Source organism: Curtobacterium sp. APC 4022 (assembly GCF_030407555.1).
In the GTDB taxonomy this organism is placed as follows: domain Bacteria; phylum Actinomycetota; class Actinomycetes; order Actinomycetales; family Microbacteriaceae; genus Curtobacterium.
The window spans coordinates 42,169-60,885 of record NZ_JASDDD010000006.1; the positions used below are offsets into that span (position 1 = coordinate 42,169).

The following is an 18,717-nucleotide window of genomic DNA, read 5'->3' on the forward strand; positions in this document are numbered from 1 at the left end:
CCGGGCGCGGTGACCGCCCGATGTCACCGAGCCTACGGGGCAGAAGGACCGGTCCGCGCTTTCCGCCGTTCCGCAGAAACAGACTATTTACACGAGAACGTTTGTTTTTCCAACGACTTCGGCCATTGACTGTGCACGTGCCACCGGGGCCTGGTCCCGGTCACACTCCCGTCCCTCCACCACGCCGACGATGGCGTCCTCGCGCAAGGAGTCACGCATGACCAAGCCCCGTCGCTGGGCCCTCCTCACCGGAGCCGCGCTCGCGGTGAGCGCCCTGCTCGCCGGCTGTTCCGGGGGCGGTTCCGCCACCACCGGCTCGTCGTCCGACGAGATCAACTACGCGCTGCCGGCGAACTTCACGCCGAACTGGATCCTGCCGATCGGCACCGCCGCGCACCTCAACACCAACAACGGCTCGATCGCGCAGTCGCTGTACGAGCGCCTCATCGCCTACGACGGGTCGACCGGCAAGATCGCGTGGGACAAGCCCGGCTCCGTCGCCACCGCGGCCGACTTCGCGTCCGACAGCAAGAGCGTCACGATCACGCTCGGCGACCGGCACTGGTCCGACGGCAAGCCGATCACCAGCCGTGACGTCGAGTTCTGGTTCAACCTGATCAAGGCGAACGCGAAGGACTGGGGCTCGTACTCGGCGGGCAAGGCGCCGGACAACTGGACGTCCTTCAAGACGGTCGACGACACGCACTTCACGATCACGTTCGACAAGGCGTACAACAAGGACTGGATGCTCGCGAACCAGCTGAGCTACATCATCCCGCTGCCGCAGCACGCCTGGGACAAGACCAGCGCCTCCGGCCAGGTGAGCGACGCCGACCGCACCACGACCGGGGCGAAGCAGGTCTGGAAGTACCTCAACACCGCCGCGGGCAAGATCGCCGACTACGACTCGGACGACCTGTGGAAGACGATCTCCGGCCCCTACGGCCTGTCGTCGTTCACGACCGCCGGCAAGGTCCAGCTGACCGCGAACCCGAAGTACGACGGCGGTGAGAAGGCGTCGATCAAGACCGTCAACCTGCTGCCCTTCACCACCGCGGACGCCGAGACGAACGCCCTGCGCTCCGGTGCGGTCGACTACGGCTACATCAACGCCACCGACCTCGACCAGAAGGACTCCTTCACGTCGAAGGGCTACGAGGTCGACCCCTGGACCGGCTGGGCGATCACGTACATGCCGTACAACTTCAACAACCCGGACATGGGCGCCGTCTTCAAGCAGCTGTACGCCCGCCAGGCCGTGCAGATGTCGATCGACCAGAAGTCGCTGTCGAAGGTCGTCTTCAACGGCACCGCCACCTCCACTTACGGCCCGATCCCGCAGGCGCAGGAGTCCGACTACGTCTCCGACGTGCAGAAGGACAACCCGTACCCGTTCAGCACGGAGAAGGCCGCGGCACTGCTGACGAGCCACGGTTGGACGAAGCAGGGCGGCACCATGGTCTGCACCGACCCGGGCACCTCGTCCAGCCAGTGCGGCGAGGGCGTCGCGGCGGGCACGAAGTTCGCCATGAAGGTGCTCTCGCAGTCCGGCTCGACCGTCACCGACAACATGATGAGCGCCATCCAGTCGTCGCTCGAGAAGACCGGCATCGGCTTCTCGATCAAGACGGCCCCGGTGTCGAGTGTCCTGTCGCAGACCCCGACCTGCACCGCCGACGAGTCCAGCTGCGACTGGGACCTGTCCTTCTTCGGCACCGCCGGCAGCTGGTACTTCCCGGCCTACCCGACCGGTGAGTCGCTGTTCTCCACCGGTGGTTCGGCGAACTTCGGCAGCTACTCGAACAAGCAGGTCGACTCGCTCATCGACGCGACGACCACCTCCACCGACGCGAGCGCCGTGCAGGACTACAGCGCCGCGGTCGCGAAGGACCTGCCCGTGATCTGGCTGCCCAGCCCGGACTACCAGATCTCCGTCAAGAAGAGCGGCCTGACCGGGTTCGACCAGGACTCGCTCGCGAACTTCCACCCCGCCCAGTGGAAGTGGAGCAAGTAGCACCGTGACCACGGACGGCAGGCGCGGTGCGCGTCCGACGCGCACCGCGCCTCCCGTCCGCCCAACGTCCCGGACCCGACCATCGGAAGCAGCATGACCACTGCCCTCTACCTCACCCGCCGCGTCCTGCAGGCGCTCGCGGTGATCCTCATCGTGACGATCGTCGTGTTCTGCCTGCTGCACGCACTGCCCGGCGGACCCGCCCGCGGCGTGCTCGGCGTCTCCGCGACCCCCGCCCAGATCGCCGCGTTCAACCAGGCGCAGGGCCTCGACCAGGCGCTGCCTGTGCAGTACCTGCGGTTCCTCGGACGGCTGCTCACCGGCGACCTCGGCACCTCGTACACGCTCAACGAACCCGTCTCGCAGCTCATCCAGGAGCGCATCCCGAAGACCCTCGTCCTCACCGGACTCTCCGCCGTGCTCGGGATCGTCATCGCGATCCCGGTCGGCATGTGGCAGGCAGCGCGACGCAACGGCGCGATCGACTACGCCGCCACCGCCCTGGCGTTCGTCTTCTACTCGACGCCCGCGTTCTTCCTCGGCCTCGTGCTCATCATCGTCTTCAGCCAGCAGCTGCCGTGGCTGCCGTCGCAGGCACCGAGCGGCACCACCCTCGCCGAGGTGTTCCAGCAGCCGGCCGGCCTCGTCCTGCCGGTGCTCACCGGCGCCCTCGCGATGATCGCCGTCTTCAGCCGGTACATGCGCGCGGCGACGCTGGAGAACCTCCAGGAGGACTACGTCCGCACCGCCCGCGCCGGGGGCTCGTCGACGGCGACGATCCTCCGCCGGCACGTGTTCCGGAACTCGCTGACGCCCGTCGTCGCGATGCTCGGCTACTACCTGCCGGTGCTGTTCGGCGGTGCGCTCGTCACCGAGCAGCTGTTCAACTACCCCGGCATGGGGCTGCTCTTCTGGAACGCGGCGCAGACGTCGGACTACCCGACGCTCCTCGGCTGCGTGCTCGTCATCTCCGTCGCCACCGTCGTCGGCACGCTCCTCGCCGACGTGGCACAGTCCCTGATCGACCCGCGAGTGAAGGCAGGCCGCGCATGACCACCGTCCAACTCGCCCCCGAGACGCCCGGCGCACCGGTCACGGTCGCCGCCACCGGCTTCCGGCTGGCCGCCCGCCGCTTCCGGCACAACACCCTCGCCGTCATCGGCCTGGTCGTGCTCGTCGTCATCGTGCTGTTCTGCTTCGTCGGCCCGTTCCTGTACCCGACCGACCAGACGCACACCATGCTCCAGCAGGCGAACCAGAGCCCCGGCGGCGCCCACCTGCTCGGCACCGACGCCGTCGGCCACGACGTCCTCGGCCGGCTGATGTACGGCGGCAAGGTGTCGCTCATGGTCGGCATCGCCGCCGGGATCCTGGCGACCGTCGTCGGCACGCTCTGGGGCTCGGTCGCCGGGTACGTCGGCGGCTGGGTCGACGCGGTGATGATGCGCATCGTCGACGCCGGCATCGCGATCCCGGCGCTGTTCATCCTGCTCGTCATCTCGGCGATCACCACCCCGGGCGTCTGGGGGCTCATCGTGATCCTCGGGTTCGTGTCGTGGCTGGTGCCCTCCCGGCTCATCCGCGCCGAGACCCTGACGCTGAAGAACCGCGACTTCGTGCTCACCCTCCGCGCCATCGGTGGCTCGCACGCCCGCGCCATCGGCCGGCACCTGCTGCCGAACTCGGTGTCGACCATCGTCGTCGCCGCGACGTTCCAGGTGGCCGACGCGATCCTCCTGGTCGCCTACGTCTCCTACCTGGGCCTCGGCGTGCAGCCGCCGGCGACTGACTGGGGCGGCATGCTCTCGGCGGGTCTCACCGCCGCCTACTCCGGTCGCTGGTGGCTGATCGTGCCGCCGGGACTCGCCGTGATCCTCGTCGTCTGCGCGCTCAACGCCGTCGGCGACGGGCTCCGGGACGCATTCGACGTGAAGGGCCGCGGATGACCGCCACCGAACCGATCCTCGCCGTCGACGACCTCGGCGTGCACTTCAGCACCGAGTCCGGCGACGTGCACGCCGTCCAGGGCGTCTCGCTGACCGTCGCACCGGGCGAGACCCTCGCGCTCGTCGGGGAGTCCGGCTCCGGCAAGTCCACCGTGGCGCTCGCCGCGATGGGGTTGCTCTCCGCCAACGCCACCGTCACCGGCAGCGCCGTCGTCGACGGACACCAGGTCGTCGGTGCCTCGGAACCGTCCCTCCGTGCCCTCCGCGGCCGGACCGTCTCGATGGTGTTCCAGGAACCCGCCACCGCCCTCGACCCGCTCACCCGGGTCGGGAAGCAGATCGCCGAGGTCATCCGGAACCACCGGCCGGTGTCCGCCGCAGCCGCCGCCGCCGAGGCCGTCGAGCTCCTCCGCCGCGTCGGCATCCCGTCGCCCGAGGACCGCGCGAAGGCCTTCCCGTTCCAGCTGTCCGGCGGGCAGCGGCAGCGCGTCGTCATCGCGATGGCGATCGCCAACGAGCCGGCGCTCCTCATCGCCGACGAGCCGACGACCGCGCTCGACGTCACGGTGCAGGCCGAGATCCTCGAGCTGCTCCGGGCGCTCGCCGCCGACACCGGCACCGGCGTGCTGCTCGTCACCCACAACATGGGCGTCGTCGCGGACTTCGCCGACCGGGTCGCCGTGATGCTGCAGGGCTCGATCGTCGAGACCGGCGGCGTCGAGGACGTCCTGCTCCGGCCGCAGCACGAGTACACCGAGCGCTTGCTGGCCGCGGTGCCGCGCCTCCAGACCGCCGCATCGCCGGCGGAGCGGCCCGTGGTGACGGACCGACCGACGTCCGCCGACGAACCGGACGGGAGGCCCGCCTCCACCCCGGTGGTCGACCTGCGTGACGTGTCGGTCACCTTCGGCCGCGGCGCCCGCGCGGTGCACGCCCTGCGGGGCATCGACGTCGTCGTGCACGCCGGAGAGACCGTCGGCCTGGTCGGTGAGTCCGGCTCCGGCAAGTCCACCGCCGCCCGCGTCGCCCTCGGCCTGGTCCGCCCCACCGCCGGCAGCGTCCGGCTGTTCGGCTCCGACCTCCGCCGCACCCGGGGACGGGACCGCCTGGCCCTCCGCTCCGGCATCGGCGTCGTCCTGCAGGACCCGGTGGCCTCGCTCGACCCGCGGATGTCCGTCGGCGAGTGCATCGCCGAACCGCTCGCCATCCACCGTCGACGGACCTCGGCCGCCGACCGTCGTCGCCGGGTGGACGAGGTCCTGGACGCCGTCCGCCTGCCCCGCGCCCTGGCCACCCGCGCCCCCCGGGAGCTCTCCGGCGGGCAGCGGCAGCGCGTCAGCCTGGCCCGGGCGCTCGTGCTCGACCCGCGGCTGCTCGTCGCCGACGAACCGACCAGTGCCCTCGACGTCAGCGTGCAGGAAGCCGTCCTCGAGGTCCTCACCGACCTGCAGGCCGACCTGGGCTTCGCGTGCCTGTTCGTCTCGCACGACCTCGCCGTCGTGCAGCAGTTCGCCGAACGGGTCGTCGTCATGCGCGCCGGTGCGGTCGAGGAGCAGGGGCCGACCGGCGAGACCCTGCTGCACCCGACGACCGACTACACCCGACGCCTGCTCGCCGCCGTCCCCGTGCCCGACCCGGTGGTGCAACGGCAGCGTCGGACGGAACGCCTGGCCTCCCTCGCCGCGGTGACCCCGTGAGTGCGGAGGTCCTCGCCGGCATCGACGTCGGGGGCACGAACACGAAGGTCCTCGTCGCCACCACCGACCTCGAGGTCCTCGACCGGATCGACCTGCCGACACCCGCACACGACGGCGGCGACGCGATCCTCGACGCGGCCGAGGCGGCGGTGCGCTCCCTGCTCGACCGGCACCGGGCCTCCCTGGCGGGTGTCGGGGTGGGCGCTGCCGGTGTCGTCGACCCGACCACGGGCACGGTGCTCGTCACCGCGAACTCGTTCACCGGCTGGGCCGGCTACGGCGTCACCGACGCCGTCACCGCACGGCTCGGGGTCCCGGCGACGCTCGACAACGACGTCAACGCGTTCCTCCTCGGCGAGGTCGCGGCCGGCGCCGTCGCGGGGGAGTCCGACGTGCTCGGCATGACCCTCGGCACCGGTGTCGGCGGGGCGCTCGTCCTCGGCGGCACCCTGTTCGGCGGCCCGCACGGTGCCGCCGGCGAGATCGGCCACGTCCCCGGGTTCGGCGACACCCCCTGCACCTGCGGGCAACGCGGCCACCTCGAGACCGTCGCCGGCGCCCGCGGGATGGCCGACCGCTACGCCGCGCGCACCGGCCGACACCTGGGCACCCACCAGGTCGCCGAGGCCGCACGTGCCGGCGACCCGGACGCCCAGGCCGTGTTCACGACCGCCGGCTGGGGCGTCGCCCGGGCCGTCCTGCTCACCGCGGGGATCCTCGACGTGACGACGGTCGTCATCGGCGGCGGGGTCGCCCGGTCGTGGGACCTGCTCGCGCCGGCCATCGCGTCGGCACTCGCGGACGAGCCGCCGGTCAGCGGAGCGGCGATCCGTGTCGAACCCTCCACGCTCGGGCCGGACGCCGTGGCGCTCGGCGCGGCGGCGCAGGTGCGGCGGCTCGTCGTCCCGGTGTGAGCCCCGCGCTGCTGAACGCTCTCTGATCTGCCGGGCAGCACTCCCGGCACGCCAGCAGCACACAGCCTGAGAGGATCATCGGATGACCGACGCGCCCGCCCCGACGCCTGCCCGCCGGGAGTCGCCTGCCCGCCGGGAGCGCACGCCGACCGGCATCCTCGTCCGGACGCCCTACCCGCTCGCGACCATCGCGATCGCCCTCGGCACCGTGATCGTCATCACGATCGTCGGGTTCGTCCTCGGCGACGTCGACTTCGGTCTCGCACACGCGCTGAACTCCCTGCACACCGGGGCGCTCGGCGCGGTCACCACGGCGGTCTACCACGTCATCAGCCCGGCGCCGGCGATCGGCATCACCGTCGTCGTCACCGGGGTGCTCTGGGCCGTGCACCGTGACATCCGCCCGGCCGCCGCGTTCGCCGGGACGGTCGCGATCACCTGGGTGCCCTCGGACCTCGTCAAGGAACTCGTCCAGCGCCCCCGACCGGACACCGCGCTGCTGCCGCACCCGTTCGCGACACAGCCCGACCCGTCGTACCCGAGCGGGCACACCGTGTTCATCGTCGCCATCGTCATCGCGCTGACGTGGGTGCTCCGCGACACCCGGTGGCACACCCTCGCGGTGACGCTCGGCACCGTGGTCGTCGTGGTGGTCGTGCTCTCGCTCACCATCGACGCCGTGCACTACCCGACCGACACCGTCGCGTCCGTGGTGTGGGCGCTCGCGGTCGCCCCGGCCGCCCGGCTGGTCTGGGTGGACTGGGCGATGCCGCGCATCCCCGTCCTGCGCCGCCCGGCACTGACCGCACGGCGCACCGCACGGCACTGACGGTGCAGCACTGACCCGGCCCGGCCGAGCGGGCTGCCCGCCAGCGGGGGTTACGGTGCGGGGATGACCTCTCCGACCTCCGACGACGCGCTGGCCCGACTGGCGGACGCCGTCCTCAGCGTCGCGCGGGAGCTCGACCCGACCGGACCGCGGGCCGTCGACGTGGTTCCCCTCACCGGCACCGAGGTCCTGGTGATGCGCTGGGTCGAGACGAACCCGGGGACGACACCGAGCGCCACGGCGGACGCGACCGCACTCCGGCGGAGCAACCTCAGCGTCGCGCTCGGATCGCTCGTCGCGAAGGGCATGGTCGAACGACGGGCGCACCCGGACGACGCCCGGACCGCACAGCTGTACCCGACGGCACTCGCGGCCGAGAGCATCGCTCTGCTGCGGGCCCGGTGGGCGGAGACGCTCAGGACCGCCCTCGACGCGCAGGGCATCGACGCTGCGGGCGTGGTGTCCGCCGTCGGCCTGCTCGAGCGGCTGGAGGAGGGGCTCAGGCCGTCGCGCGACGGATGAGCTCGGCGACCGTCTGCTCGTCGGTGTCCGAGAACTCCGGCGTCACCGCGAACGAGGTCGGCCAGAACGACCCGTCGTCCAGCGTCGCCGGGTCCTGGAACCCGAGCGTGGAGTAGCGCGCCTTGAACTTGGCGGCGTCCTGGAAGAAGAACACGACCGCGCCGTCCTTCGCGTACGCGGGCATGCCGTACCAGAGCTTCGGTGCCAGGTCGGGTGCGGCCTCGAGCGCGATGCGGTGGATGCGCTCCGCCAGGCCCCGGTCGGGTTCGGGCATCGCGGCGATCTTGTCGACCACGGCCTGGGCGTCGAGCGCGGCCTTCTCGGCCTTCGTCGTCCCACGCTTCCGGCTCGCCTTCACCTCGGCCGCGTGCTCGCGCATCGCGGCGCGCTCCTCGGCGGTGAACGTGGTCTCGGACGCGTCGTCGCGTGCTGCCATGGTGGGCTCCCTCGTCGGTGCGACCCACGGTAGCGCCGTGGCAGGCTCGGGTCCATGACCTACACCGCGGCCGACGACCGCTACGACTCGATGACCTACCGGCGGACCGGGCTCTCGGGCCTCGACCTACCGCTGCTCTCCCTCGGCTACTGGCACAACTTCGGCGACGACGTCCCGTTCGAGACCCAGCGTGCGGTGAGCCGCCGCGCGTTCGACCTCGGCATCACCCACCACGACCTGGCGAACAACTACGGCCCGCCCTACGGTGCCGCCGAGCTGAACTTCGGCAAGCTCATGCGCGAGGACTTCGCGCCCTACCGCGACGAGATGATCGTCTCGACGAAGGCCGGCTGGGACATGTGGCCCGGCCCCTACGGCCAGGGCGGCGGCTCCCGCAAGTACGTCCTCGCCTCGCTCGACCAGTCGCTGCGCCGCACCGGCCTGGACTACGTCGACGTGTTCTACTCGCACCGGCTCGACTCCTCCACCCCGCTCGAGGAGACGATGGGCGCCCTGCACACCGCCGTCCAGCAGGGCAAAGCGCTGTACGTCGGGATCTCGTCCTACGACGCCGAGCGCACCCGCCAGGCCGCCGCGATCCTCCGCGACCTCGGCACACCGCTCCTCATCCACCAGCCGTCCTACTCGATGCTGAACCGCTGGATCGAGACCGAGGGGCTGCTCGACGCGGCGGGCGAACTGGGCTTCGGCGTGATCGGGTTCACCGCCCTGGCGCAGGGCCTGCTCACCGGCAAGTACCTGGACGGCGTGCCCGAGGGTTCCCGCGCCGCGGCCGGGAAGTCGCTCGACCCGTCCTCGATCACCCCCGAGGTCGTCGAGCACCTGCGCGCACTCAACGCCGTCGCCGAGTCCCGCGGACAGACGATGGCGCAGCTCGCCCTGGCGTGGGCCCTGCGGGACGAGCGCGTCACGTCCCTGGTGATCGGCGCCTCCCGGGTGGAGCAGCTCGAGGACAACGTCGCCGCGCTCGCGAACACGTCGTTCTCGGACGACGAGCTCCGCACCATCGACGAGCACAGCATCGGGATCACCGACGTCGACCTCTGGGCGGGTGCCCGCTCCGGCGAGGTCTCCTGACGGGAGGCCCGGCGCCGGTCCCTGGATGCGCCGTGCGTCCGGCGGGTACCCTGGACACGCAATCCAGCAACAACCGTGTATCTACCGGACGCCGGCACCCCGGCGGACAGCGGCGGCACCCGATGGGTCCGCTCCACACGAGTGGGCCGAGAAGGCACACCCCCACCATGCTCCAGGCGCGTTCCTCCGGCGCTTCCCTGATCGCCCTCGCCGGGCGGTCCTACTTCCCCATCGCCTTCGTGGCGCGACTGCCGTTCGCGATGATGGTCGTCGGCGTGCTGACGCTCGTCGTCGCCGCACGTGACTCGGTCGCCCTCGGTGGCATCAACTCGGCCTCGGTCGGCATCGGCTCCGCGCTGTTCGGGCCGCTCGTCGGTGCCGCCGCGGACAAGTACGGGCAGCGCGCCGTGCTCGTGCCCGTCGGCCTGGCCAACGCGGTGCTGCTCGGTGCGCTGCCGTTCGTCGGGCAGGGCAGCGCCCCCGACCTGGCCGTCCTGGCGATGTCGTTCCTCATCGGGGCGAGTGCCCCGCAGGTCGCACCGATGTCCCGGACCCGGCTCGTCGCCATCATCCGGAACCGGATGGAACCGAAGCGGCACGAGCGTGTGCTCAGCGGCACGATGGCGTACGAGTCCGCCGCCGACGAGACCGTCTTCATCGTCGGACCGTTCCTGGTCGGCGTCCTGGCGAGCGCGATCGCGCCGTGGGTCGCGGTCGCCGGTGCCTCGGTCCTGACGTTCGTCTTCGTCACGGCGTTCGCCCTGCACCCGACCGGTCGGCTCGCCCTCGGGCACGCGTCCGACCCGCGTCCGGCGCCGGCCCGGCAGCTGCTGCGGCCCCGGCTGGTCGTCGTGGTCGTGGGCATCCTCGGCATCGGGTTCTTCTTCGGCTCGACGCTGACCGCGCTGACCGCGTTCATGGCGGACCACGGCGGGTCCTCGCGGGCCGGGCTGCTCTACGGCCTGATGGGCATCGGCTCGGCCGGGCTCGCGCTCGGTTCGGCGGCGTTCCCCCGGGCCTTCCGGCTCGGCTGGCGGTGGCTGCTCTTCGGCGTCGTGCTGCTCGGGTCGGCGATCGTCTTCGCCAGCGCGAGCTCCGTGCTGGCGGTCGGGATCGTCCTCGCCGTGATGGGGATCGGCATCGGCCCCACCCTCGTCACCCAGTACAGCCTGGGGTCCGACCGGTCGCCGGTGGGCCGCTCGGCGACCACGATGACCATCCTCGGTTCGGCGGTCATCGTCGGACAGTCGATCGCCAGTGCGGTCGTCGGCGAGGTCGCCGAGCGTGCCGGCACCCCGGCCGCGATGGCGTTCCCGGCGTTCTCGGCCGCCGTCGTCGTGCTGGCGGGTGCGGTCAACCTGGTGCTGTCCCGTCGCGACGCGCTGCGCTGACGGGAGGTTCGTTCAGCTCGGCCGAGGGCGGCGACGGACCTCAGGAACGATCAGATCCGGGATGGCGCGGAGCATGAACTGGTCGAAATCCGGGACGGTGAAGGCCGCGTACCCGTGCTCCGGTGTGAACAGCAGGCCCATGTCGATCAGTTCGGCCCGGGTGGGGCCCAACTGCGTCGACTCGCGGAGCATGACGCGCGCGACTTCAGATGCTTTCTGGGCCTCCGGACCCAGCTCCGCCATTGCGCGCATGTAAGCGGTCTGCAGTGGCGTCGCTCGGTCGAGGCGGACGCGGAAGAACGACGAGTCGAGCTTCGCCAGGTACGCCTCCTTGGCGGTTGAGACGTCATCTGCGGTGATGCTCCCGCCTTCCGCGATCTCCCACGCCTGGTATCCGAGCTCCTGGATGAAGTAGGGGTAGCCCTTCGTGATGGCGAGCGCCTCGGCGACAGCGGCCGGTTCGAATGCCACGCCTTCACGTTCGGCTGGGGCGATCAGTGCCTCGCGTGCGTCGTCGTCGCCGAGGGAATCGATCATGGGGAACCGGAACAACCGTTCCGCGTAGGACTTCGCATCGCCTGCGAGTTCGGCGATCTGTGGGAGCCCTGCACCGACGAACGTCACCGGGAGCTTGCGCTGCACGGTCTTGTGCATGGCCTGGATGAGCGCCTCGAGCTGCGCCTGGTTGAGGAACTGGACCTCGTCGATGAGGATCGCGACCCCTCGTTCCTTCTCCCTGGCCGCTTCTCCGACTGCGACGAGCACGTCGGTCAGGTCGAGTGCGAGGTCCCCGTGGTCGCCGAGACCCTCAGCAGCCTCGACGTCCCACGTCAGAGCCCAGGACCCCTCGTTCGTGACGTTGACGGAGAACGCGGTGAGTACCTCGGCTGCCCGCTGCGCTCGTTCCCCCCACCTCTTGCGCGGCGAGATCTGGAGAAGCGCCGACCGCAGGGAGGAGGCGATCATCTGACGGAAGCGATCGTCATCCCGCTTGCTCGCTTCGATCTCCACGACTTCCCAACGAGCCTGACGGGCGAGGTCTGCGAACTCGTTCAACAGGACTGTCTTGCCGACCCCTCGGAGGCCGGTCATGATCATCGACTGTTCCGTCCGTCCGCGCGCGAGGCGCTCGAGGAGGACGGTGAAGGACCTCGTCTGCTCTGCTCGTCCCGCGATGATCTCGGGTGTCGCTCCCGCGTTCGGCGTGTACGGGTTCCTGATGCTGTCCATCGCGACCCAGGTTAGTGACTTTAGAGCGCTTTATCTATGGCTCATAAAACAATCACAACTGCCAAAACCGGCGTCACTCGGTGTCGTCGACCAGCAGGTCCTCATGCCGGTAGTCGCCCGAGCGCAGGCCGGCGCGGGCGATCATGTGCGTGGACACCGGCACGAGTGCGAGCTGGAACACCATCGCCGGGATCACCATCCACAGCACGGACCAGGTCCACACCGCGACGACGACGGCCGCCAGGCAGCAGGCCAGCCCGAGCACCTGCGGCTTCGACATCGCGTGCAGTCGGACCAGCGGGTCGGGGAAGCGGACGATGCCGATCGCCGCACCGAGTGACAGCCCGGCGCCGACGAGCAGCAGGCCGAGCGCGATCCACGCCCGGATGCCGGCGTCGTCGAGGAACGCCTGCAGCATGTCGGTCATCTCGGTCATCGCTGGCCTCCTGCGGTGTGGCCGTCGTCGGTGGCGTGCGCGTCGTCCGCCTGCCCGGCGACCGTGGCCTCGTCGGCGGCCTCGGCGGCGTGCTCGGGGGTGGTGGCGTCCATGCCCTCGTCCTCGGGGTCGGTCGAGGGGGTGACGGCACGGGCGACGGCGACGGTCGCGAAGACGCTCGTGGCGGCGATCACGACCAGGACCGGCACGGCGCTCGGGTCCTGCCGTACGACGATCGCGGCGGCGATGACGAGCAGGACGGTGGTGAGCACCATGTCCGACCCGATCATCCGGTCGAGGATCGTCGGACCGCGGACGATCCTCCCGACCGCCAGCACGAGGGTGGCACCGAGCAACGCCAGGACCAGGGCGATCCCGACGGCCAGGACGATCACGGCGGCGCTCACCGGACGACCTCGGGCAGCGGCTCGGACAGCTCGGAGACGTCCTGCGCGGAGCCGATCGCCCGGATCACGAGGGCCTCGATGCGCATGGCCTCCCGGCGGGCGTCGTCGACCTGCTCGACCCGTTCGGTGTCGAGCACGTGCAGCAGCAGGCGTCGGCGGCGCAGGTCCTCGTCGATGACGTAGGAGCCGGGGACGAGCGAGATCGCGATGGTGGACAGGGTGAAGGTCATCTCCGACGTGGTGTGCAGCTGGACCAGGACGATCGAGCTCTTCCGGACCCCGCGCGGCCGGATCGCGACCCAGGCGACCCGGAAGGAGGCGACCACGACGTACCCGGCCCAGACGAGCAGGAACCAGAGGACGTGCACGACCGAGAACCGGGCGGACAGCGGCACCGGCGGCAGCGGCAGCGACTGGGTGACGAGCAGGGCGACGACGACCCCGCACAGCAGCGTCAGCGGGGTCCAGCTGCCCCAGAGCAGCGCCCACAGGACGGTGAGCCCGAGCACGAGCGGCACGTCGTACCGCCACGCCAGCGCCATCCGACGGGCGTTCGTGAACCGCTTGACGTCGCTCATCGGGTCGTACCGCCCAGGACGGCCTGCACGTACCGGTCGGGGGACTCGAGCGACTCGGCCGCCCGCGTCGCGTAGCCGTAGAGGGGCCCGGCCAGGACCGTCAGGGCCACCGAACCGAGCACGGCGATGGTGGTCACCGCGACGAGCATCGGCGGCAGCTTCGCCCGTGCCTCCTCGTTGGTCGGTGCGCTGCCGTGGCGGTGGGCGTCCGACCGTGTCGGGTCGTCGAGCGTCGCGACCGACCCGTCGCCGGCCGGGGCGCGGACGACCGCAGCCGGCGTACCGGAGTCGGACGAGCCTCCTGTCCGACCGTCGGTCTCCGTCTCGGGGACCGTGACCGGCGCGGGTTCCGGCGCGCGCAGGTGCTCGTGCGGCTCGGCGACGCTGGCGTGCGGGGCGGCGGCCTCGGCGGCCGGCTTGGGCCGCCAGAAGGCCGCGTCCCAGACGCGCATCAGGGCGTACAGGGTCAGGAGGCTCGTCACGACCCCGGCACCGATCGTCACGTACGCGAGTGGGGAGCCGTCCTCGGCCGCGGCGCGGAACAGCCCGAGCTTGCCGATGAAGCCGGAGAACGGCGGGATGCCACCGAGGTTGAACGCCGGGATCAGGTAGAGCGCCGCGAGCAGGGGAGCCGCCTTGAGCAGGCCGCCGAGCGAGCGCGTGGACGTGGTGCCGCCGACCCGTTCCATCAGCCCGGAGACCAGGAACAGGGTGGTCTGCACGACGATGTGGTGCACCGTGTAGAACACCGCGGCCGCGGTGCCGACCACCGACCCGAGCCCGATGCCCATCACCATGAACCCGATGTGGCTGATGAGCGTGAAGGACAGCAGCCGTTTCACGTCGGTCTGCGACACCGCGCCGAGCACCCCGACCACCATCGTCAGGACGGCGACGACGAGCAGGACCCCGTTGAGTTGCGGGCCCGGGAAGATGATCGTCTCGAGCCGGATGATCGCGTAGATGCCGACCTTCGTGAGCAGACCCGCGAACACCGCGGTGACCGGGGCCGGGGCGGTCGGGTACGAGTCGGGCAGCCAGAACGCCAGCGGGAACACGGCGGCCTTGATGCCGAAGCCGATGAGCAGCATGGTGTGCAGCAGCAGCTGGACGTGGTCCGGCAGCTCGGCCACCCGCTGGCTGATCTGCGCGATGTTCACGGTGCCGGTCGCGCCGTAGACCAGGCCGATCGCGGCGAGGAAGATCGACGACGCGATGAGGCTGGTGACGATGTACGTCGTGCCGGCGCGGACCCGCTGCACGCTGCCGCCGACGGTGATGAGCACGTAGCTCGCCACGAGCAGCATCTCGAACGCGACGTAGAGGTTGAACAGGTCACCGGCGATGAACGAGTCGAGCACGCCCGCCGCCAGCACCAGGTACGTCGGGTAGAAGATCGTGACCGGGGCGTCCTCGTCGTCGTCGGCCAGGCCCTGGCCGATCGAGAACAGCAGGACGACGAGCAGCACCGAGCTCGACACCGTCAGGAGCAGGGCGCTCAACCGGTCGACGACGAGCGAGATGCCGTACGGCGCCTGCCAGCCGCCGACCTGCACGACGATCGTGCCGTGCCGGTCGACCAGGACCATCAGCGTGACGGCGACCGCGACGGCGATGACGAGCACCGCGACCGTGATGGCGCGCTGCAACTGCTGGTGGCGGAGGAGCCCGAGGGCGACGGCGGCACCGAGCAGCGGGACGAGGACCAGGAGCGGGACGAGGAAGGTCACGTGCGGGGCCTGCTCTCGGTCTCGTGCGGGGCGGTGTGCGGTGCGGTGTCGTGCGGTGTCGTCTCGTGCGGGTCGTCGGCGTCCTCGGGGGACTTCGGGTCGTGCCGCCTCGGGCTGTCGTCCTCGGCGAGCTCCGGGTCGTCGTCGGCGGGGTCCTGGCGGTCGGTGCGGATCGCGACGTCCGCTTCGTCGACCTCGACCTCGTCGGCGCGGGACAGCCGCCACGAGCGGTGGATGAGGGCGAGCAGGAACGCACTGACCGCGAAGGTGATGACGATCGCGGTGAGGGCGAACGCCTGCGGCAGCGGGTCGGTGATCCCGTCCGCCGTCTCGCCGATCGGCGGGTCACCCGCGGCGCCGGACATCGTCAGGAGCAGCAGGTTGAGGGCGTTGCCGAGCAGCAGGAACCCGAGCAGCATCCGGGTCAGGGAGCGTTCGAGGAGCAGGTAGACGCCGCACGAGAACAGCACGGCCATCGCGATGACGAGGACGAGGGTGACGGTCATGCGGGTCCCTCCAGGGTGTCGGCGGTGGGGACGCGGCGGTCCTCGAGGCGCTGGCGGTCGACCTCGGCCCCGAGCGAGCGGAGCACGTCGAGCACGAGTCCGACGACGACCAGGTAGACGCCGATGTCGAAGAACGTGGCGGTGACGAACTCGACGTGGCCGAGGACGGGGACGGTGGCCTCGAAGAACTCGGAGTAGAGCGCGTCCTTGCCGAAGAACATCGGCGTGATCGCGGTGATGCCGGCGGTGGCGACGCCGAGGCCGAGCAGCCGACCGGCGCGGATCGGTGCCGCGGCCCCGAGTTCCGCCGGGCCGCCGGCCAGGTAGCGGGCGGCGAGGGCGATGCCGGCGACCAGGCCACCGGCGAACCCGCCACCGGCCGAGTTGTGACCGGCGAAGAGCAGGTACACCGACAGTACGACCAGGCCGTGGAACAGCAGGCGCACGACGATGTCGAGCAGCGCCGAGCGTCCGGTCGGGATCGCCGCGCTGGTCGGCAGCCAGGCCCGCGGTTCGCCGTCGGCCCGGTCGTCCCCGCTCGCGACCGAGGACGGCATGTCCCGGAGCCGGGGCAGGGTGTCCTCGCGGGAGCGCACGAAGATCAGGCTCGCGACGCCGGTCGCCGCAGCGACGACGACGGTCAGCTCGCCGAGGGTGTCCCAACCGCGGAGGTCGACCAGGGCGACGTTCACGACGTTGAGGCCGTGCCCGAAGGAACTGGTCAGCGCCGGGAGGTCCGGCCAGAGCGGCTCGGCGGTGCGCGCGGACGCGGCGACGATGACCACGATCGCCAGGGTCAGCCCGGCGAGCGCGGCGAACAGCGCGCGGAGCACCCGGAAGCGCGACGGGTTGGCGGTGCCGATCCGCGGGGGCAGTCGCCGCAGCACCAGGACGAACGCGATGAGCGTGACGGTCTCGACGACGAGCTGGGTGAGGGCGAGGTCGACGGCGCCGTGCAGCAGGAACAGGATCGCGGTGCCGTACCCGGTGACCCCGACCAGGACGGCGGCGGCGAACCGGGTCTTCGCGGCGAGTACGGCGATCGCGGCCATCGCCATCACGACGACGACGGGCAGCTGGCCCCAGGAGTCGGCGAACCGGATGTGGAAGGCCCAGGGGCCGCCGACGACGAGGTTCGCGAGGGCCCCGGCGACGAACACCGACAGGATCACGGTCAGGTAGTAGGGCAGCGAACCGCGCTGCAGGCCGGCGGTCAGCCAGGTCGCGAACCGGTCGAGGCCGCGCATGAGCCGTCGGTAGTTGGCGGAGGCGGACGGCGACCCGGCCAGGCGGTGCTGGACGGCCTCGACCCGGGTGCGGAGCAGGAACAGGACGCCACCGCCGACCAGGGTCAGGGCGGAGATGCCGAGTGCCGGCTCGAACCCGTGCCAGAGCGCCAGGTGCGGGACCTCGGCGCTGCCGTGCCGTGCGGCCGTGGCGGCGGACTCGAACCCGTGCGCGACGAACGGGGTGGCGAGGCCGAGGACGAGCCCCGCGACGCCGAGGACGGTGGGGACGACCCAGAGTCCGTGCAGCGCGTGCGGCTCGGTCTGGGCGACCCCGGACTTCCGGGCGAACGTGCCCCAGAAGAACCGGCACGAGTACGCCACGGTCAGGACCGACCCGACCGTCACGCCGACGAGCGCGACCCAGGCCCAGCCGGCGTCGGTGCCGTGCAGTTCCTCGAGGAAGCCGCCGAGCACCGCTTCCTTCGCGACGAAGCCGATCAGCGGCGGGATCCCGGCCATCGACGCGAGGGCGAGCACCGCGACGACCGCCAGCCCGGGCAGTCGTCGACCGACCCCGCTGAGCTTCCAGAGGTCCCGGGTGCCGCTGACGTGGTCGACCGTGCCGACGACCAGGAACAGCGTGGACTTGAACGTGGCGTGGGCGACGAGCAGCACGACCCCGCCGAGGGCGATCTCCGGCACGCCCCAGCCCGCGGCGAGCACGAGGAACCCGAGCTGGGCGACCGTGCCGTACGCCAGCAGCAGCTTGAGGTCGGTCTGCCGGAGTGCCCGGTACCCGCCGACGAGCATGCCGAGCACGCCGAGCACCGTGATGGTCTCGCGCCATCCGTCGAGCAGCGCGAACGCCGGGGCCAGCCGGGCGACCAGGTAGATGCCGGCCTTCACCATCGCGGCGGCGTGCAGGTACGCGCTCACCGGGGTCGGCGCGGCCATCGCGGCGGGCAGCCAGAAGTGGAACGGCACGATCGCCGACTTGGTCAGTGCGCCGACCAGGACGAGGATCACCGACACCGTGACCGCCGTACCGGTCGGGGGCGCGGCGATGATGCCGGAGAGCGAGGTGGTGCCGGCGGCGACCGAGATGACGACGAGCCCGGCCAGCATCGCGAGTCCACCGGCCGTGGTGACGACGAGTGCCTGCATGGCGGCGGCCCGGCTCGCCCGCTTCACGGCGTCGTGCCCGATGAGCAGGTAGGAGAAGACCGTCGTGGCCTCCCACAGGACGAAGAGCACGATGACGTCGTCGGCGATCACCAGGCCGTACATGGACCCGGCGAACGCGGTCAGGACGCCGGCGAACCGACCGAGACCCGGCTCGTTGTCGGCGAAGTACGAGGCGCAGTAGACCAGCACGAGCGCACCGACCACGGTGACCACGAGGGCGAGCACCCAGGACAGGGCGTCCACCCGGAACGCCAGGTCGAGGGCGAGCTGCGGGATCCAGCGGACGCGTTCCGTGACGCCGTCACCGAGCGCCGGAGCGGTCTGGGTCAGCGTGAGGACCGCGGCGGCGGCGGGTGCGAAGGCGGCGACGAAGAAGACGCGACGCCCCAGCAGGGGAGTGAGTGCGGGGACGACGAGTGCGATGACGCCGAACGCAATGAGGACGGTGAACACAGGGGCACCTCCTCGGGGGTCGGGCTGCAGTCCGGCTCTCTTGGCACCTCACAGCCTACGGAGAGCCGCATGAGCAGATCCTGTGCGAGCGGACAGGGTCCGTCGCGATGGTCCAC

At 71.3% G+C, this 18,717-nt stretch carries 17 protein-coding genes; 9 read left to right on the forward strand and 8 right to left on the reverse strand.

The window, feature by feature from the left end; all coding sequences use genetic code 11:
- The first annotated feature begins 217 nt into the window (after positions 1–217).
- From QL987_RS03345 to QL987_RS03375, 7 genes are all read left to right on the forward strand, one after another.
- Complete coding sequence (locus tag QL987_RS03345) at positions 218–2,014, forward strand: peptide ABC transporter substrate-binding protein (protein ID WP_290156255.1); 1,797 nt, start codon at positions 218–220, stop codon at positions 2,012–2,014.
- Positions 2,015–2,107: 93 nt separating this feature from the next.
- Positions 2,108–3,067, forward strand: a complete 960-nt coding sequence (locus QL987_RS03350; protein WP_221849767.1) for an ABC transporter permease — start codon at positions 2,108–2,110, stop codon at positions 3,065–3,067.
- A complete protein-coding gene (locus QL987_RS03355; RefSeq protein WP_111075187.1) occupies positions 3,064–3,960 on the forward strand; it encodes an ABC transporter permease in 897 nt (298 codons plus the stop codon). The genes QL987_RS03350 and QL987_RS03355 overlap by 4 nt, the downstream gene beginning before the upstream one ends.
- Positions 3,957–5,657: an ABC transporter ATP-binding protein gene (locus QL987_RS03360; RefSeq protein WP_290156256.1), complete on the forward strand. Its 1,701-nt coding sequence runs from the start codon at positions 3,957–3,959 to the stop codon at positions 5,655–5,657. Before QL987_RS03355 ends, QL987_RS03360 begins: the two co-directional genes overlap by 4 nt.
- Positions 5,654–6,571 carry an ROK family protein gene (locus tag QL987_RS03365; RefSeq protein ID WP_290156257.1) on the forward strand — a complete coding sequence of 306 codons (918 nt, stop codon included), beginning with the start codon at positions 5,654–5,656 and terminating at the stop codon, positions 6,569–6,571. Before QL987_RS03360 ends, QL987_RS03365 begins: the two co-directional genes overlap by 4 nt.
- Before the next feature lie 82 nt (positions 6,572–6,653).
- Positions 6,654–7,400 (forward strand): phosphatase PAP2 family protein, encoded by a 747-nt coding sequence (locus QL987_RS03370; RefSeq protein WP_290156258.1) that lies wholly within the window; start codon positions 6,654–6,656, stop codon positions 7,398–7,400.
- A 63-nt stretch (positions 7,401–7,463) separates the two neighbouring features.
- Entirely contained in the window at positions 7,464–7,922 is a 459-nt protein-coding gene (locus QL987_RS03375; protein WP_290156259.1) for a MarR family winged helix-turn-helix transcriptional regulator, read from the forward strand.
- Here the strand turns inward: QL987_RS03375 and QL987_RS03380 are convergent.
- A complete protein-coding gene (locus tag QL987_RS03380; RefSeq protein WP_290156260.1) occupies positions 7,900–8,358 on the reverse strand; it encodes a DUF1801 domain-containing protein in 459 nt (152 codons plus the stop codon). The genes QL987_RS03375 and QL987_RS03380 overlap by 23 nt on opposite strands.
- Before the next feature lie 54 nt (positions 8,359–8,412).
- Here QL987_RS03380 and mgrA point away from each other — a divergent pair, with 54 nt between their 5' ends.
- Both mgrA and QL987_RS03390 read left to right on the forward strand, forming a co-directional pair.
- A complete protein-coding gene (gene mgrA / locus QL987_RS03385) occupies positions 8,413–9,456 on the forward strand; it encodes an L-glyceraldehyde 3-phosphate reductase (protein WP_290156261.1) in 1,044 nt (347 codons plus the stop codon).
- A 167-nt stretch (positions 9,457–9,623) separates the two neighbouring features.
- The gene (locus QL987_RS03390) at positions 9,624–10,847 is read left to right on the forward strand and encodes an MFS transporter (protein ID WP_290156262.1); all 1,224 of its coding nucleotides are present in this window, start codon (positions 9,624–9,626) and stop codon (positions 10,845–10,847) included.
- 12 nt (positions 10,848–10,859) lie between these two features.
- Here QL987_RS03390 and QL987_RS03395 read toward each other — a convergent pair whose 3' ends face one another.
- From QL987_RS03395 to QL987_RS03425, 7 genes are all read right to left on the reverse strand, one after another.
- Entirely contained in the window at positions 10,860–12,077 is a 1,218-nt protein-coding gene (locus tag QL987_RS03395; protein WP_290156263.1) for an ATP-binding protein, read from the reverse strand.
- Positions 12,078–12,150: 73 nt separating this feature from the next.
- Positions 12,151–12,513, reverse strand: coding sequence for a monovalent cation/H(+) antiporter subunit G (mnhG, locus tag QL987_RS03400; protein WP_111075178.1), 363 nt, complete (start codon positions 12,511–12,513; stop codon positions 12,151–12,153).
- On the reverse strand, positions 12,510–12,920 hold the full coding sequence (locus QL987_RS03405) for a hypothetical protein (RefSeq protein WP_290156266.1): 411 nt from the start codon (positions 12,918–12,920) through the stop codon (positions 12,510–12,512). The genes mnhG and QL987_RS03405 overlap by 4 nt, the downstream gene beginning before the upstream one ends.
- Positions 12,917–13,498: a Na+/H+ antiporter subunit E gene (locus QL987_RS03410; protein WP_111075177.1), complete on the reverse strand. Its 582-nt coding sequence runs from the start codon at positions 13,496–13,498 to the stop codon at positions 12,917–12,919. The genes QL987_RS03405 and QL987_RS03410 overlap by 4 nt, the downstream gene beginning before the upstream one ends.
- Complete coding sequence (locus QL987_RS03415) at positions 13,495–15,228, reverse strand: Na+/H+ antiporter subunit D (RefSeq protein ID WP_290156267.1); 1,734 nt, start codon at positions 15,226–15,228, stop codon at positions 13,495–13,497. Before QL987_RS03415 ends, QL987_RS03410 begins: the two co-directional genes overlap by 4 nt.
- Positions 15,225–15,734, reverse strand: coding sequence for a Na(+)/H(+) antiporter subunit C (locus QL987_RS03420; RefSeq protein ID WP_290156268.1), 510 nt, complete (start codon positions 15,732–15,734; stop codon positions 15,225–15,227). The genes QL987_RS03415 and QL987_RS03420 overlap by 4 nt, the downstream gene beginning before the upstream one ends.
- Entirely contained in the window at positions 15,731–18,601 is a 2,871-nt protein-coding gene (locus QL987_RS03425) for a Na+/H+ antiporter subunit A (RefSeq protein ID WP_290156269.1), read from the reverse strand. The genes QL987_RS03420 and QL987_RS03425 overlap by 4 nt, the downstream gene beginning before the upstream one ends.
- Between the last annotated feature and the right edge of the window lie 116 nt (positions 18,602–18,717).